Origin of the sequence: Amycolatopsis albispora (genome assembly GCF_003312875.1) — a bacterium.
GTDB classification, from domain to species: Bacteria; Actinomycetota; Actinomycetes; order Mycobacteriales; family Pseudonocardiaceae; genus Amycolatopsis; species Amycolatopsis albispora.
Window position 1 is genome coordinate 5395207 of the sequence record NZ_CP015163.1, and the last position, 15518, is coordinate 5410724.

Annotated in this window: 11 protein-coding genes; 3 read left to right on the forward strand and 8 right to left on the reverse strand. The window is 69.0% G+C overall.

Annotated elements, in window-relative coordinates:
* The first annotated feature begins 36 nt into the window (after nucleotides 1-36).
* Nucleotides 37-2976, forward strand: a complete 2940-nt coding sequence (locus tag A4R43_RS25365) for an AfsR/SARP family transcriptional regulator (protein WP_113694592.1) — start codon at nucleotides 37-39, stop codon at nucleotides 2974-2976.
* 2 nt (nucleotides 2977-2978) lie between these two features.
* Here the strand turns inward: A4R43_RS25365 and A4R43_RS25370 are convergent, their stop codons facing one another.
* A complete protein-coding gene (locus tag A4R43_RS25370; RefSeq protein ID WP_113694593.1) occupies nucleotides 2979-4172 on the reverse strand; it encodes a helix-turn-helix domain-containing protein in 1194 nt (397 codons plus the stop codon).
* Nucleotides 4173-4280: 108 nt separating this feature from the next.
* Nucleotides 4281-4451 (reverse strand): hypothetical protein, encoded by a 171-nt coding sequence (locus A4R43_RS42905; RefSeq protein ID WP_162788597.1) that lies wholly within the window; start codon nucleotides 4449-4451, stop codon nucleotides 4281-4283.
* A 242-nt stretch (nucleotides 4452-4693) separates the two neighbouring features.
* Between A4R43_RS42905 and A4R43_RS25375 the strand changes: the two genes are divergently transcribed.
* Nucleotides 4694-5590 carry a hypothetical protein gene (locus tag A4R43_RS25375; protein WP_113694594.1) on the forward strand — a complete coding sequence of 299 codons (897 nt, stop codon included), beginning with the start codon at nucleotides 4694-4696 and terminating at the stop codon, nucleotides 5588-5590.
* 49 nt (nucleotides 5591-5639) lie between these two features.
* Here the strand turns inward: A4R43_RS25375 and A4R43_RS25380 are convergent, their stop codons facing one another.
* From A4R43_RS25380 to A4R43_RS25405, 6 genes are all read right to left on the reverse strand, one after another.
* Nucleotides 5640-8477 (reverse strand): ATP-binding protein, encoded by a 2838-nt coding sequence (locus tag A4R43_RS25380; RefSeq protein ID WP_335645102.1) that lies wholly within the window; start codon nucleotides 8475-8477, stop codon nucleotides 5640-5642.
* Nucleotides 8478-8710: 233 nt separating this feature from the next.
* Entirely contained in the window at nucleotides 8711-9316 is a 606-nt protein-coding gene (locus tag A4R43_RS25385) for a hypothetical protein (protein WP_113694596.1), read from the reverse strand.
* A 12-nt stretch (nucleotides 9317-9328) separates the two neighbouring features.
* Nucleotides 9329-10957 (reverse strand): tyrosine-protein kinase family protein, encoded by a 1629-nt coding sequence (locus tag A4R43_RS25390; RefSeq protein ID WP_236808262.1) that lies wholly within the window; start codon nucleotides 10955-10957, stop codon nucleotides 9329-9331.
* An 8-nt stretch (nucleotides 10958-10965) separates the two neighbouring features.
* Complete coding sequence (locus A4R43_RS25395) at nucleotides 10966-11556, reverse strand: TIR domain-containing protein (protein ID WP_113694598.1); 591 nt, start codon at nucleotides 11554-11556, stop codon at nucleotides 10966-10968.
* Between the two features lie 112 nt (nucleotides 11557-11668).
* Nucleotides 11669-12412 carry an AraC family transcriptional regulator gene (locus tag A4R43_RS25400; RefSeq protein ID WP_113694599.1) on the reverse strand — a complete coding sequence of 248 codons (744 nt, stop codon included), beginning with the start codon at nucleotides 12410-12412 and terminating at the stop codon, nucleotides 11669-11671.
* On the reverse strand, nucleotides 12409-13602 hold the full coding sequence (locus tag A4R43_RS25405) for an alpha/beta fold hydrolase (RefSeq protein ID WP_113694600.1): 1194 nt from the start codon (nucleotides 13600-13602) through the stop codon (nucleotides 12409-12411). The genes A4R43_RS25400 and A4R43_RS25405 overlap by 4 nt, the downstream gene beginning before the upstream one ends.
* Nucleotides 13603-13658: 56 nt before the next feature.
* On the opposite strand from A4R43_RS25405, the gene A4R43_RS25410 reads away from it, so the two are divergent.
* Nucleotides 13659-14795: an epoxide hydrolase family protein gene (locus A4R43_RS25410; RefSeq protein WP_113694601.1), complete on the forward strand. Its 1137-nt coding sequence runs from the start codon at nucleotides 13659-13661 to the stop codon at nucleotides 14793-14795.
* Nucleotides 14796-15518 lie beyond the last annotated feature (723 nt).

Genomic DNA, 15518 nt, shown 5'->3' on the forward strand with positions numbered 1-15518 from the left:
CAAGCTCGCGAACCGGGAGGCGGAGTGGAATTCCGAATGCTGGGTCCCCTGGAGGCATGGCACGACCACGCCCTCGTGCCGCTGGGAGACCAACAGCAGCGCTTCATCCTCGTGGTGCTCCTGCTGCACGCGAACAAGCCGCTCACCGCCGAGCGGCTGACCGAGATCGTGTGGGCGGGCAACCCCGAGCGCAAGAACCTCGTCCGCGGTTACATCAACAAGCTGCGCAAGGCGTTCCGCGACGCCGGCGACGTGGAGATCGAGACCACGGCGACCGGCTACCTGCTGCGCGTTTCCGAAGACCAGCTCGACCACCACCGGTTCGACCGCCTCCGCGCGGAAGCCCAGCAGGCACAACGGGACGGGAACCAGCGCCGGGCGATCGAGCTGTTCCGCGCGGCCGTCGACCTGTGGCGAGGCGATTTCCTGGAGGACATCGACATCGACCGGGTCGGCGGCACCGACGTGGTTTCCCCGCACGACAGCTATTTCGACACCGTCGGCGACCTCGCCGAACTGGAGCTTTCCGCGGGCGACCACCGGTCGGCGCGCGACCGGTTGCGCCGCCTGGTTGGAAAAGACCCGGCACGGCAACGGCTCGCCGAGTTGCTGATGCGCGCGCTGCTCGCCAACGGCGACCGGGTGGAGGCGATCCGGGTCTTCAACAGCACCGCGCACGCCCTCGCGGAGCTCGGCATGGAGCCGGGTTCCGTCCTGCGCAACATCGCGGCGCGGGCGGAACGCGGCGAACCGGCGAGTTCCCTGCCCTCCCGGCCGGGCGGATTCACCGGCCGTTCCGCGGAACTCGAGACGATCGAGACGGCCGCCGCCCACGGACGCCGCGCCGTGTGGGTGAGCGGCGCGCCGGGTGTCGGCAAGACCGGACTGGCCGTCGAAGCCGCGCACCGGCTGCGGGCTCGCTTTCCCGACGGCCAGTTCCTGGTGCGGCTCAACGGGTTCACGCCGAACGTGCCGCCGATGACGGTGGGCGACGCGCTCACCCAGCTCCTGCGGGAACTCGGCGTGCCCGCCGAGCAGATCCCGGCATCGGTCGGCCGGAAGGTCTCGCTGTACCAGACGGAACTGTACGGAACCCGGACCATGGTCGTGCTGGACAACGCGGCCTCGGCGGAGCAGGTGCTCGCCTTGCTGCCGGAAGCTCCCGGCTGCTTCGCGATCGTGACGAGCCGCCGCGTGGGCGAGCCGGACACCGGCGAGCAACTGCGGCTCACCCCGCTGCCGCCGGACGACGCGGTCTCGTTGTTCGGCGCGCTGACCGGTCCGCTGCGGGTGCGCGGCCGGGCCGCCGACGTGCTCGCGGTGGTCCGGCGGTGCGGGTACCTGCCGATGCCGATCCGGCTGGTGGCCGCGTTGTTCCGCAGGCACGACCGGTGGCCGCTGGACCACCTGCTCCGCCTGTTGGAGGAAAGCGGGCCGTGGCACGCGGACACCGACGACGTGGCGGGCGCCGCCGCGGTTCGGGTTTCGTACCAGCAGCTCGGCGAAGACCAGCAGCGGATGTTCCGTTTCCTCGGCCACGTCCCGGGACCGCACCTCACCGTGGCGGGCGCGGCGGCGCTCGCGGACCGCGCCCTCGGCCAGGCCCGCCTGGTGCTCGACGAACTCCACGAGGTGTGCCTGCTGGAGGAACTCGCGCCGGAGCGGTACCTGATGCTGGACCCGCTCAAGGAGTTCGCCGCCGCCGAGCCGCCGGTCACGCCGTCCGAGCACGCCGACGCCGTGCGCCGGCTGCTCGACTTCTACCTCGTCACCCTCGCCGACGCGACGAGCGTGGCCTACCCGTTCGAGCGAGGCCGCCTGCCCGAGGTGCACCGGGCCTGCCCGGTGGCGCGAACCTTCGACAACGCGGACGACGCGATCGCCTGGATCGCCGCCGAACGCGACAACCTGGTGGCCGCCATCCGGTACGCCGCCGCGCACGAACTGCCGGAGCACTGCTGGCGGCTGGCCGTGCTGATCTGGCGGTACTTCCACACCACCAGCCAGTTCGAGGACTGGATCGAGACCATGGAACTCGCCAGGCGGATCGTTTCGGCCGATCCGGGCAACGCCCGCGGCCAGGCACACGTCCTGCTCCGCCTGGCGACCGCGCACAACCGGCTCGGCAAGCTCACCGAAGCACTCGACCTCGCAGGCCAGGCACTGACCCGGTGGACGCGGCTTGGTGACGCGCGCGGTGAGGCGGCCACGTTGTGCGCGATCGCCATTCCCACCATGGAACTCGGCAGGCACAACGAAGCGATCAAGCATTTCCAGGTGGCGCTGGAGCGGTACGAGGAAGTCGGGGACCTGCGCGGACAGGCGCACGCGCTGAGCAATCTCGCCTACCTCAACGAACTGCACGGGCGGCTGGACACCGCGTTGCGTCAGCACCGCGCGGCCGCGCCGATCCTGCGCGAGATCGGCCACGTGCAGGCGCTCGCGCACGTGCTCAACAACCTGGGCTCGGTCCGGCGGAAGCTCGGTTTCCTGACCGAGGCGCTGGCCGACCACCGGGAAGCACACCAACTCGCCGGTGAGGTGGGCGACAACTGCGTCGTGGCCTACGCGCTGACGAACATCGGCAACGTGCACCGGGCGGCCGGGCAGCTCGTCGAGGCCGAGCGCTACCAGGCGCGGGCCACCGCGGTGGCCCGCGATGTGCACGACGCCGACCTGCAGACCCAGCTCTTCCGCGACCGCGGCGCGACCGCTCGCGCCAAAGGTGACCAGGCCGGGGCGCTGCGGCTGTACCGATCGGCGCTGGATCTGGCCACCAGCACCGGAAACCGCACGCATCGGGCACACGCCGAGCACGGCGTCGCGCGGGCACTGCACGCACTGGGCAGGCACGAGGACGCGACCACGCACTGGGAAACGGCCGAGCGCGAACTCGTCGCGCTGGATCTCCCCGAAGCGAACGACGTCGAAGCGGAACGCGCGGCCTTGACCTGTGCTTGTTCGCCCGCGGGGTGAGGTCAGCCCTGCTGTCGCAGCACACGCCGCAGCGCCGGGTACACCTCGCGGACCGCACCGTGGTTGTGCCACCGGCCGAAGGTCCTGGCCAGCTCACGCAGATCCGTCCGCACGGTGGCCGAATCGACGTGTGCCGCGTCTTCGAGCGTTTCGGCCAGGGTCAGGCAACTCTGGTCGACCTCGCCCGACAACGCGTGGGCCAGCGACCGGCGCGCGCCGAACCGGGCCCGGGAACGACGGGACGACGCGGGCAGCCGGGCCAGCTCGCGGTCCAGCACGGCGGCCGCTTCAGCGGGTCGTCCCAGGTCGTACAGCGACCAGCCCCTGGCCAGTTCCACCGAACCGGGCGCGGTCGAGCCGAGCACGGGATACGCCCGCGTGTCCTGGGCCGCCGAGCCGTGGAGTTCGACGGCCCGGTCCAGCGCCCGCTCGTAGGCCGCCCGATCACCGGCCAGCGCGTGGCCCTGCGCTTCCCGGCGCGCGGCCAGCGCCAGCGTGCGCGTGCTGGGCCTGCCGCTCAACTGCGCTTGCCTGGCCAGGTCGATCGTGGCGATCGGGTCCTGGCGGTAGAGCGCGAGCCCGGCCTCCCGGACGAGCGCGTAGCTCGCGATCTCGCGGTCACCGCCCGCGGCCGCGAGTTCCGAAGCACGCCGGGTCCACAGGAGGGCACGCTGGTCGTCACCGGCTTCCTGGCTCATCCACCCGGTGTACTCGGCGATCCGCGCGGCGAGCAGCAGCAGTCGTGACCTGGCGGGTTCGGGGTTTTCGGCGGCCAGCGCGTACACCGTGCGGACCTGTGCGGTCAGCGATTCCAGCACCACCACCGGGCTCGTCTGCGTGCCGAGCTCACGCAGGTGCTCGAACGAGGTGCGGATCCCGGTGAGCACTCGCTCGTCCGGCACCGGCCGCGGGCCACCGGCCAGCGTCACGCCGAGCACCGTGCCCGCGACCAGCACCTGGCGGCGGTCGAGCGTGACGGCCTGGTCGCGCGCCGAACGCGCGGCCGCCACGAGCGCCCCACCGGCGTCCAGCACGCCGTCGCAGAGCCGGGCCATGGTTTCGTGTGGTGGCTTGAGCCCGTTTTCGATCTTGCTCAGATAACCCTTGCTGTAGTGGATGCGCCCGGCCAGCTGGCCCATCGACAAACCGGCGGCGGTGCGGTATTCGCGCAGCAGTTCCCCAAATGTTCCGGCCACCAAAGCCTCCTGCTCCGATTTGCTCCGAGTACACCACTTCACAACGCTCCCGGTAAACACCCGGCCGTGGCGCGGAATACCGCGAACGGCCGGGTGCGCCGGACGGCCTCAGTCGTGCCACGGGTTGCCGTCGGGGTCCGGCGGCGGGTTGGTGGTGGTGACCGGGGGCGGCGGCGGGTCGTCGGTGGCGGCGCCGCTGCCGGCCCCGGCGACCAGCAGGCAGCCCATCGCCAGCACGGACGCGGTGGCGGCGGCAAAAGCGGACATGTTCTTGCGCATGGCGAATCCTCCACGGGAATGGGAAATGTGATTTCGGGTGCTTGACCGTCCGGTTCGGCACCCACTTCGAGGATTCATCAGCGCAGCACGGCGCCGACAGATATTTGCCGTTTCCCGGTGTGGTGGGAAACGGGAAACCGGCGGCGATCCACCGCTGGTCCACTTCTGGTCGACACCGGCGGTGAATGCTGCGCGCACACCGGCGCCGAGCCGGTGGCCGGAATGAACAGGAAGGCTGGGTTATGAGTGAAAACGCGACCTACGACGTCGCCGTGTCCTTCGCCGAGGAACTGCGGTCCGCGGTCGGCGAGGTGGTCGAGACCTGCCGGCAGCGCGGGCTGACCGTGCTGCACGGGCCCGACCAGACGCACGAGTGGTGGGCGCACAAGGACGGCGGCGACCTGCCGGACGCGCGGGTGCGCTTCTTCCTGCCCTTCGTGTCCACTGTGGACGACTTCACCGCGGCGATGCTGCGAGCGGTCAAGCAGGGGAACGAGCACGTGCTCCCGGTGCTGGTCGGCGATTTCACCGTGCCGTCGGAACTGCTGCACCCGCACGTGAGCTACCTGCGCCTCATCGAGCACCGGGCCGACCAGCTGACCGAAGCGCTCGCCGGGCGGGTCGAGGCCGCGGAAACCTCCGGCGCGGACCGCGCACCGGTCGCCGAAGTGGTGGCCACGGCACGGGAAACCGCCCCGGCACCGGCCGTTCCCGCCACCTTCAGCCGGTACGCCGAGCAGAACGCGACCATGCGCTACCTCGGCGAGCAGCTCACCGCGGCCATGCCGGGCCTGGAGCGAACGGGTTTTGTCGGCACCGTGCACCTCGGCGACTCACGGATCAGCGTCCGGGTCGAGCGGGCCGGGGACACGGTGTACGCACTGGACATCCAGCGCGGTGGCATCGGCGGCGACGAAACGATCAACTTCGTGGTGGGCCGCCACGACGCGGGCAGCGTCTGCAGCAACGGCTGGGCGCGCCCGGTGTACAGCACGGAAGCCGGTTCACCGATGCTCGAACTGCACGACTTCTCGGTGCTCGGCCGCAGCACCGGCGAGCCGCGCACCTATCGCCGTGAGGACCTGTTCGCCGCGTTGTGGCAGCGGATCAACACGGTGGTCACGGCCACCGTCCGCTGAGCCCGGACGCCACCGCGCCCCTCACCTCCCGTGGTGAGGGGCGCGGTGTTCAGCGTGCGGCGCGAGCCCGTTCCAGCACCTCTTCCAGGCGCAGCGGGCTGGGCGGGTGGTGGCTCAGGCACAGCGGCACCCGCATCCGCCGGAAGCCGAAGTTCTCCCCGGTGACGTAGAACTGCCCCCGCTCCAGCCGGGAGATGTTCCCGATGGAGCTGTTCTTGGCCCTGGCCATGTCGGTCGCCGCGGCGATCTGCGCGGGACTGTTCAGCCTGCCGAAGAACTGGGTGGTGGCGTTGCCGACCACCTGGTTGTGCACGCCCTTCGGCGCCTGGGTGGCGAGCAGCAGGCCGAGCCCGTACTTGCGGGCCTGCGAGGCGAGCAGGATGGTGCTCTGCGTGCTGGCGGTCCAGGTCCCGGACGGGGCGATGGTCTGCGCCTCGTCCATCACGAACAGCCCGCCGAGCGGCCGGTCGGCCGCCGGGTGGCGCTTGATCCAGGCGAACACCTCCCACTGGAGCTGGCTGACGAACCCCTGCCGCTGCTCCTCGGACGGCAGTCCGATGAAGCTGATCACCGAGATCCGCGCCCGTTTGCCGTCGGCGGGGGCGAGCAGCGCGGCCGGGTCGGTCGCTTCGGCCGGGCTGGCGAGCAGCGGGTCGTTGACCGTGGCGGCCCGCAGCGTTTCGGCCAGGTCGGCGGCCGTCGCCGCGGCGGTGTTGAGCTTGCTCACCCCTTCCGGCAGTTCGGCGAGCACCTCGATGAACTGCGTGAGGTCCCGCTTTCCGGTGCGCGCGTAGTGGGTGAGCGCCTCACGCAGCACGGCCCGGCCCCGGACGGCGCTTTTCGACCCGTTGGCCACCCGCGCGTGCGGTACCAACCGCGCCACCGCCGCCTCGACCGACGCGGCGAACTCGTCGGCGTCCTGGCGCACTTCTGCGAAATCGGGCAGCGGGTGGAAACTGAGCGGCCGCCCACTCGCCCGGCCGGGAGTCCACACCACCACTTCGGTGTTGGCCAGGTAGTCGGCGGCGCTGTCCGCGTCCCCCGGCCGCCAGTCCGCGGGCGGTTCGGGCCAGGCGTCACCGAGCCTGGCCAGGTCGTTGTTCGGATCCAGCACGATCGCGGAGACGCCGCGCAACGCGCATTCCTCGACGATCCGGCGCAGCAGCACGGTTTTGCCGCTCCCGGAGCCGGCGAACACGATGGCGTGCTTGCGGAGCGACTCCAGCTCGATGCGGATCTCCCCGTCCATGCCGAGCGCGATCTCCCCGGGTTTAGGCTTTTCCGGCGGCGGCCTCGTCTCCTGGTGCCCGGCCTTGGCTTCGCCGTTGCCGGGCAGGATCTCCCGGAGGAAGGTGGTGCTGCTCGCCGGTTTCCGCGCCACCAGCCAGGTGAGCAACTGATGGGTTTGGGCGGACAGCATCTCCTTGAGCGCGCTGAACGTCCGGATGTCGTCGTCGGTCACGTCGACCCGCCGGACCAGGCCTTTCCGTTCCAGCTCGATGAATTCCTTCTTCGTGGTCGGCCCCGACCAGCCCTGGGAACCCCGGCGGATGAGCACCAGGTGCCGGTCGTCGGTGCCGGAGCGAACGCCTGCCGCGTCACGCGCGTTGCGCATCCGGTGGAGCACCGTGGTGCCGTGGCCTTCCGAAATGAGCCGAAACGACCAGTGCTCCTGCGTGTCGAGCGCGTCGTTCACGGTCCGGCGCAGGCCCGCGTGCAACCGTTTGTCGTCCGGCAACGGCTCGGGATGCCACCGCAGATCGTCGTTGCCCACCTCGGTGATCCAGGACTTCACCCCGGCCAGCAGCAGGGGTGGCACCACCTCGTTCTCGTTCTCCCTGGTGATGTCGGCGGCGGTGACGTCGGCCTTCTCGCGCATGCGCTTGAACCGGTTGTCGTAGTCGGCGAAGTAGGCGGGTTCCGGCCCCGTCGGCACGGCCACCACCTCGGGGATCTCCTCGTCGAAGGAGCCGAGTTCCCGGATTTCGCCGTACAGGCACGCTTCGGCGTGCGCGTGGATGCGCTTGAGCAACTGCCGCGGGGTGTGCGCCTGCCACGCCTTGCCGAACGCTTCCGGCGACACCGGCCAGGTCGAGTGGGGCGGGGTGATGCCGTTGCGCTCGTAGATCACCCCGAGCCACTTCTCCACCAGCTTGCGCCCCAGCTCGGGGTCGCTGATCGACCCCAGGACCGGTGTCGTGGTGAAGCGATCGGCCACCGTGTCGCTGGCGATGGACTGCAACTGCATCCAGGTGTTGGGCAGGCACGCCACGATGGTCAGCGTCCGCATGGTGGACTGGCGAAGGGCCATCAACCCGTCCGAGATGAGCGCGATCTCCTGGATCAGCTCGGCGTTCGTCACCTTGTCCTCGATGGCGTCCTGGCCCTTGTTGACCAGGGTGTCGAGCTGGTCGACACCGATGACACACGGCCCGGTCATCGCGAGAACACGGGAGATGTCCCGCACGAGCACCCTGGATGACTTCGACCGGTGCTGCATGCCCCAGTGCCGACGATCGTCCTTCTCCCCTGGCTGGCCCTGGAGATATTCCAGGCCGACATTCGCGTTGTCCGAGCCGTACAACGCCAATGCCCTGATCGTGTCGCCGCATTCCACCGCGATCCGGCTGTCCACCTTGCGCAACCCCTGATGCAGGATGCGCAGATGATCCGGCGTCAATGGCGCTTCGCCGGCGATCGCCCGGCCGACCTCCTCCGGCACGGCCGCGCCCGTGCACAACTGCCGCAGCAACAGGGAAAGCTGGGAATCACCATCGTCGTTGGTCCGCTGCAACTCGCTGCGCATCGCCTCGGCGAGGTCGTCCCAGAAGGCTTCGCCCGTGGTGAGCTCGACCAGGAAGAAGTAGCCGCCCTTGCGTTGCACCATGCGCCGCACCGAGCCCAGCAGATGCGTCTTCCCGACTCCTTTCCGCCCTTGCAGCACCAGGCCTACCGGGCTCGGCCCGGTACTGGCCCTCGCATCCTCAATGCCTGCCCTGATGCGGTGTTCAGCCCTGACGTGCAGCCCCTCGATGTGGGACGGAGGCGCCTGCCAAACATCGTCCGGGGTTTCGACGGAGTTGAAACGCAATACCGCCAAGGCCTCGCGTAAGTGCTCGGTCATGATTCCTCGATCGTGATGAGGTGGTTGTCCTCGCCACCCACCCGGATGGCCGCCTCATGGTCGGCCTCGGTCAGGACCTTGCGGTTGGAATCCGGGGCCAGGTGCACCGTTCCGGTCTTGATCATCTCCAGCAGCACCTCGTCCACTTCGGACTTCGCCGCGCCGTTGAGCTTCGGCCGGATTCGCGCCAGGCGGATCCAGTCCTGCGGTCCCTCCGAGAGCGCGTGGTAGGTCTCACGGATCAGCGACTCCAGATCCCCGCTGCGCAACGCCTCGGCGAGCAACCCGCGTTGCCGCAGGAAGTGGACCAGGCGTTTCAGCACGTCGAACTGCAGCCGCGCCTGCGGGCCCGACCTCGCCGGCAGTTCCCCCTCGACGAGGTCGTTCATGCACCACTCGATGCCCTTTTCCGTTATCCGGTGCACGAACGGCCGAACATCCTCATCGGTCTCGAGCAGCTCGGCCTTGTTCAGCTTCCAGCGGTCCTTGGGACCGAGCTTGACCTTGTGCTCCTTCACCAGCACGGTGTTGGGGACCTCCCGGCCCGCCAGCAACAGCGCCATCAGTGCCGCTCTCGCGCTCGGTGAGTACTTCTCCGGCATTCTCCCCGCCTTTCAGTCGGTGAACGCGTTGATCCGTCGATCGATCCGGGCGAGCAGGACACCCACCTCGGCAAGCAGGCCCTCCGGCGCGGCGACCCCGTCACCGTTCGCGTGCGCCTTCCCGAGCAGCGCCAGGTCCGTCGACCGGTCGAGCAGCAGGTCCAGGTCTCCCTCGTCCAGCGCCGCCGACATGCCGCGCACGGTGTCCTGGACCAAGGCGAACCGGTCGGCGTACGGCAGCGTGGGCGGCAGCCCGCGCAACGCCGACGCGGCGCTCTCCAGCGCCTCCTGCCCCGGCCCGACTTCGACGGTCGGGACCGCCTCGATGAGGTCGTGCAATTCCCGCGCCACCCGCACCGGCGGCGCGCCCGGCAGGAATTCGAGGTGCCGCAGGCTCCGCAGGAAACCCGGCAGCTTCTCGCGATCGGTCCCCTTGGCCAGCACGCAGAACAGCTGCCGTTGACCGCCTTCCGGCCCCAGGGTGTGCCGCAGGAAGCCCTCCGCCTCGTTCGCCTGCCAGCGGCTCAGCTCGCCGTCCACCATCAGGCACAGGTGCTTGGCGGGCTGGACGGCCTCGTCGAGGAATTCCGGATCGCCGGAGGACGACCAGGCGGCCCGCAAGCCACGTAGGCGCAGCTCCTCGACCAGCTCCGTCGCGGTCCGCATCGCCCGTCGTGGACTGGACACCAGCAGGTCCAGCTCGAACTCCCGGCGCCGGTCACGGGCGGCGGCCACGTAGGCGTCCCGGTTGTCGGCCAGCACGTCGGTGCGGTCGAAACCCTGCGCGATCACCGCCGCGACGGTTTCCAGCGCGAACGAGATCTGGTCGGCCTTGGGCACGATCTCGTCCAGCACGGGCAACTGCTCGCCGAAACTCCAGTACGAGACGTACGGCACGGTGAGGTGCCGCATCATCATCTCCGCGGAGACGGTTTTCACCAGCCAGTTGCGGAAGAACGGCGCGACCACCTCGGCGCACCGGCGCTGCCACTGCTCCGCCCGCTGGTACTCCACCCGATTGTCCAATCTGGACAGTACGGGCAGCACCGAATGCCGCGGCCGGTCGTAAGGCAGCCGGTCCCTGGCCTCGTCCGCGCGCCGGGCGACGTCCACCACGTCGTTGAGGTTCTGGTCGTTGGCGGTGAACACCACCACAAGCCGGTCCGGGAGCTGCGCGGTGCAGATGCTCGCGATGTCGGAAACCCCGGTGCGGCTGTCGATCAGCACGAAGTCGTACTGCTCGGTCCACTCCGCGCGGCACCGCTCCAGGAAGGCGGCGAACCCCTGCTGGTACAGGTCTTCCCAGTTCAGCGCCTGCATCCGGCCCGAGTAGGAACTGTCCAGCTTGCCGTTCTCCACTCGTCCGGCGGCCAGCAGATCGAGCCTGCCGCCCTCGACCTCGACCCGGACCGCGTGCGAACCAGGATTCCGTTGCCCGGCAAGGAACTCGTACGCGAGATCGACTACTCCGCGCTCTGGTTCTTCGGACAGCTGATCGGCGAAATAGTATTGCAGCCCGGGCGCCTCCAGATCCCAGTCCACGACGAGCACCCGGTAGTCCCAGCGCGCCAGCAGCACGGCCACATTGGCCAGCGTGAAACTGCGCCCGACGCCACCCTTGTACGAATAGAACGTGATCACGGTCCCGGTCATACGAACCTCGGCAACGGTGGTGTCGGCATGAGCACGGGTTCGGGCTTTTCGATGATCGGCCAGCCGGGCTGCCACTCCGGCACCTGCCGCACCAGTTGCGTCAGATCCCTCGCCAGCTCCTTGACCTTGCGGTGGAAGATGTTGTAATCGGTGCTCTGCTGGTACACCGGGTCCGGGTAGGCGACGTCCTTGAAGTCGTGCCACGACCGCTGTCTGGCCTCGATCGGGAAGTTCTCCGAGTCCCCGTACAGGATCGGGTAGATCAGGCCCTGCGAAATCCCGTTCCCCGCCAAGCCCAGCACCTCCTCCCGAGCTTGCATGCTCTGCATCTCCGCCAGGCACCATGGCGATTTGAAGTAGGGCGGGGTGAGCAACTGGACCATGATCTTGCTGTGCAGCAGGGCGTCCTGCAGGTTGGACGGCCAGTGCACGGCACGCGGCATTTCGCGGTCCATGTACACCCGCAACGGTTCGAACTCGTCAGCGAGGCACTCGCACAGCTTCTCGTAGAAGTGGTTCAGCAACCATTTCTGCACGCTGCCGTGACGGCTGTAGCTGATGAACAGATCCCACTTGTAGCCGGACACGTCGTCGATGGTAGGTCGCGGCACCCTGCGGAAAACGGCCAAAAAGTGGCTATTACCGCCACTACTGGCCAGCAAAATGGCCAGAAATCGGACGCCGCGCCCGTTGCGTCGATCAGTAACGTTCGGCGTAGTGGGTGGGGGATTCGCCGAACATGGTTTTGAAGTCGCGGGTGAAGTGGGCCTGGTCGGCGTATCCGAGGTCCGCGGCGAGCGCCGCCCAGTCGATTTCCGCGCCGGCGGCCAGGCGTTCGGTCACCTCGTGCAGGCGGTACCGCCGGATCACCCACTTCGGCCCGATGCCGACGTGTTCGGCGAAGAGGCGTTGCAGGGTCCGCGCGTTCATGCCGAGCGCGTCCGCCAGCAAGGACACCCTGGTGATCTCGGGTTTTGCGATGATCATGCTGACGGCATCCGCGGCGATATCGGCTCGCGGGTCCGGGTCGGGCAATTGCGCCAGCAGGAACTGTTCGACGCTTTCCACCGTCAGCGGGTTCGGGATCGGCTCGCGGAATACCTCGGCGACATCCACCGTCGTGTCCGTGAGCGTGGACACCGACCGTCCCAGGAAAGGCCGGAAGCAACCCGGGCGGAAGGCAACGCCGAATACGCCGTCCGAACCCTCCAGCACGCGGATCACGTGCCCGGATGACACACCGGTCACATAGGCACCACCACTGCGGTTGAACACCAGGTGCACGTTCGGATAAGGCACGATCAGCTGCCGGTACGGCGTCTCGTAGTCCCACGACACGACCCAGTACCGATCGACATAACGCGCCACCTCCGGCGACGGGCGCGGAAAGGCGTGGCGCTGGTACTTCGTCCAGGCGCTCCCCAGCTCCCGCTCGTCCCTCACGCCAGCAGTCTAAGCAGCCGATCCAGTACGACCCCGTTGCTCACCCGGAGCCCGTCGTGGCCGTAGTCGCTGGTCAGCCACGGTCGCAGGCCGCGGATCAACTCGGCCGTGGACAGCGACAGGTCGCGCGCGATGTACATGTCGTCGGCGTAGATCGCGGCGGCGACGGGCACCTCGTTGGCCCGCAGGCGATCGAGGTCGTACAGCGCGGGCCAGTGCCGTTGCGCGAGGTCGTGTGCCAGTCCGCGGAACGGCCGCAGCCACGGATCGTTGTCGAACATCCACGGATAGATCATCTCGCCGAGGAAATCGAGGTCCGGGAACTCGGCGCGCACACGCTCGGCCGACCAGCCGGTCACGCCGTTCTGCGCGTACGTCGCTTCGTGGAGCAGCGCGTAGATCGGCGACATGCTCGCCCAGGACAGCTCCCGCTCGACCTGCACGAGGAAGGCGTCCGACAGCTGACGCGCGCAGAACGGGTCCTCCACGAGGTAGTGCAACTGCCTGCTGCCCGTGCTGGCGCCCAGCAGATTGCCGAGCAGGCGGAACGCGTCGGCGGTCAGTACACGGCCTCCCGGCAACCGCACCTCGCGGCCGCGCAGGTACTGCACGATCCTTCTGACCTGGTCGTAGTCACCCGGGAAGCGTTCGTAGTGCGCGGCGATCTTCGCCGCCACAACCGGGTACAACTGCCGGTACACCGCATCCGCGTCAGCCTGCACGCCGGGCAGGCCGCCGGTGATGATGGCTTCCCGCAGGCCCTCCGGCGCGATGGAAAGGTACGTCACGGTGCAGTAACCGCCGAAACTCTGGCCCAGGACGGACCACGGCTCGTCGCCCACGAGCGTGTGCCTGATCAGCTCGGCGTCCCGCACGATCGAATCCGCGCGGAAGTGCTCCAGGTAGGGCCCGAGGCTGGTGAGCGTGTGCCGGTTGAGCGGGGTGGACCGGCCCGTGCCGCGCTGGTCGAGCAGCAGGACGCGGTAGTCATCGAGTGCCCGGCGCAGCCAGCCTTCGTCACCGTTGACCCGCGGCGCCGGGAAGCCGGGACCGCCGTTCAGGTACAGCAGCCACGGCCGGTCACGGTCGGAGCGCACCTCGCGCGCGAAGACCTCGATCTTTTCTCCGTCGGGCTCTTTATGGCTCAGTGGCACCAAAAACCGGTGCTCCACGAAGGTGGGCGAAGGCACCGCCCGACGCTACCAACGCCAAACTGTCGGGGCACCCGCTTATCGTCGCCGACGTGATGCACTACCGGCTCGACATCCCCGAAGCGGAGCTGCTCGACCTCCGCGACCGCCTCCTGCGCACGCGCTGGCCGGAGGCGGAAACGGTCGGCGACTGGTCGCAGGGCGTGCCGCTGGCCTACCTGCGTGAGCTGTGCGAATACTGGGCCACCGGGTACGACTGGCGGCGCGTGGAGGCCCGGCTCAACGCGCTGCCGCAGTTCAAGACCGAGATCGACGGGCTGGGCGTCCACTTCCTGCACGTTCGCTCACCGCATCCCGGCGCCGTGCCGCTGGTGCTGACCAGCGGCTGGCCCGGCTCGATCGTCGAATTCCTCAAGGTGATCGAGCCGCTGACCGATCCGCCGGATCCCGCCGACGCGTTCCACGTGGTGTGCCCGTCGATCCCGGGTTTCGGCTTCAGCGACAAGCCGGCCGAGCCGGGGTGGGGCATTGAAAGGATCGCCGGGGCGTGGCTGCGGCTGATGAGCGAACTCGGCTACCAGCGCTTCGGCGCGCAGGGCAGCGACTGGGGCACCAGCATCACCACGAGCATGGCGCAGCAGGCGCCGGACAGGCTGATCGGCATCCACCTCATGCCACCGATCGCCGCGCCCGATCCGGACACGTTCGACGACCTCACCGAAGCCGAGCAGGCCTCGATCGACGCGCTACGGCACGCGAGCGAATGGGAGGACGGCTATTCCGCCGAGCAGTCCACCAAACCGCAGACGATCGGCTATTCCCTGGTCGACTCGCCGGTCGGGCTGTGCGCGTGGATCGTGGAGAAGTTCCGCGCGTGGACCGACTGCGGTGGTCATCCGGAGAACGTGCTCAGCAAGGACGAACTCCTGGACAGCGTGATGTTCTACTGGCTGCCCGGCACCGGCGCGTCGTCGGCGCGCCTGTACTGGGAGAGCATCCGCCAGGTGCGGGAGTGGTTCACCACGGCCACCACCGATGCGGTCGAGGTGCCCACGGGCTGCTCGCTGTTCCCACGGGAAACCCCGCGCCCTTCCCTCCGCTGGGCCGCGAAGCGATACACGAACATCGTGTACTGGAACGAGCCTGACCGCGGTGGCCACTTCGCCGCGCTCGAGCAGCCGGTCCTGTTTGTGGAGGAGGTGCGTGCCTTCTTCCGAAAACTCGACAACTGAATACCGCCCGGCCACAGGACGCGCCGCTGATCTACGGGACCGGCTAGCTCGGCTGATCCGGTGAACCAGCTTGCTCGGCTGCCCCGCCGGACCGGCTTGCTCGGCTGCCCCGCCGGACCGGCTTGCTCGGCTGCCCCGCCGAACCAGCTTGCTCGACCGACCCGCCGAACCCGGCTTGCTCGACCGACCCGGTGAACCAGCTTGCTCGGCGATCCGCCGGACCGGCTTGCTCGGCTGACCCGCCGGACCGGCTAGTTCGACTGACCCGCTGGATCGGCTTGCTCGACTGATCCGGTGAACCAGTCTGTTCGACTGATCTGCTGGACCGGCTTGTTCGGCTGGCGCCGAGTCAGGCAACCAGCCTGCTCGGCCGCGCCGACCAGGCCACCCCAGGCCCGTTCGGCCCGCCTAGCAGCCGGCCCTGCTCGGCCGCGGTCAGCCAGCCTGGCCGACGCCGATTCGGTGGCCCAGCCACCCGGGCACAGGCTCGCCAGGGGATCGCGGTGGCTCGCCAGGGGATCGCGATCGAGCAGGGAAGGGATCCGGCAAGGCCCCGCCTCTCCTGGCGAAGGGAGCATCTCGCTCCTCGCGAGGGGTGCATCCGGTGAGCGAAAGCCTGCCAGGCCCGACACCGCCTCGGCCCGGCACGTGACCGGCAACGCCCAGCCCAACGATCACGATTGGCATCTACTTTCCGAGTCGCGTACGCTTTCCGTATGGAAA

Coding starts and splice junctions, on each gene's coding strand:
- A4R43_RS25385 (WP_113694596.1), bottom strand. CDS start 9,316: ATGCCGGAGAAGTACTCACCGAGCGCGAGAGCGGCACTGATGGCGCTG.
- A4R43_RS25380 (WP_335645102.1), bottom strand. CDS start 8,477: ATGGTGCAACGCAAGGGCGGCTACTTCTTCCTGGTCGAGCTCACCACG.
- A4R43_RS42905 (WP_162788597.1), bottom strand. CDS start 4,451: ATGCGCAAGAACATGTCCGCTTTTGCCGCCGCCACCGCGTCCGTGCTG.
- A4R43_RS25375 (WP_113694594.1), top strand. CDS start 4,694: ATGAGTGAAAACGCGACCTACGACGTCGCCGTGTCCTTCGCCGAGGAA.
- A4R43_RS25365 (WP_113694592.1), top strand. CDS start 37: ATGCTGGGTCCCCTGGAGGCATGGCACGACCACGCCCTCGTGCCGCTG.
- A4R43_RS25410 (WP_113694601.1), top strand. CDS start 13,659: ATGCACTACCGGCTCGACATCCCCGAAGCGGAGCTGCTCGACCTCCGC.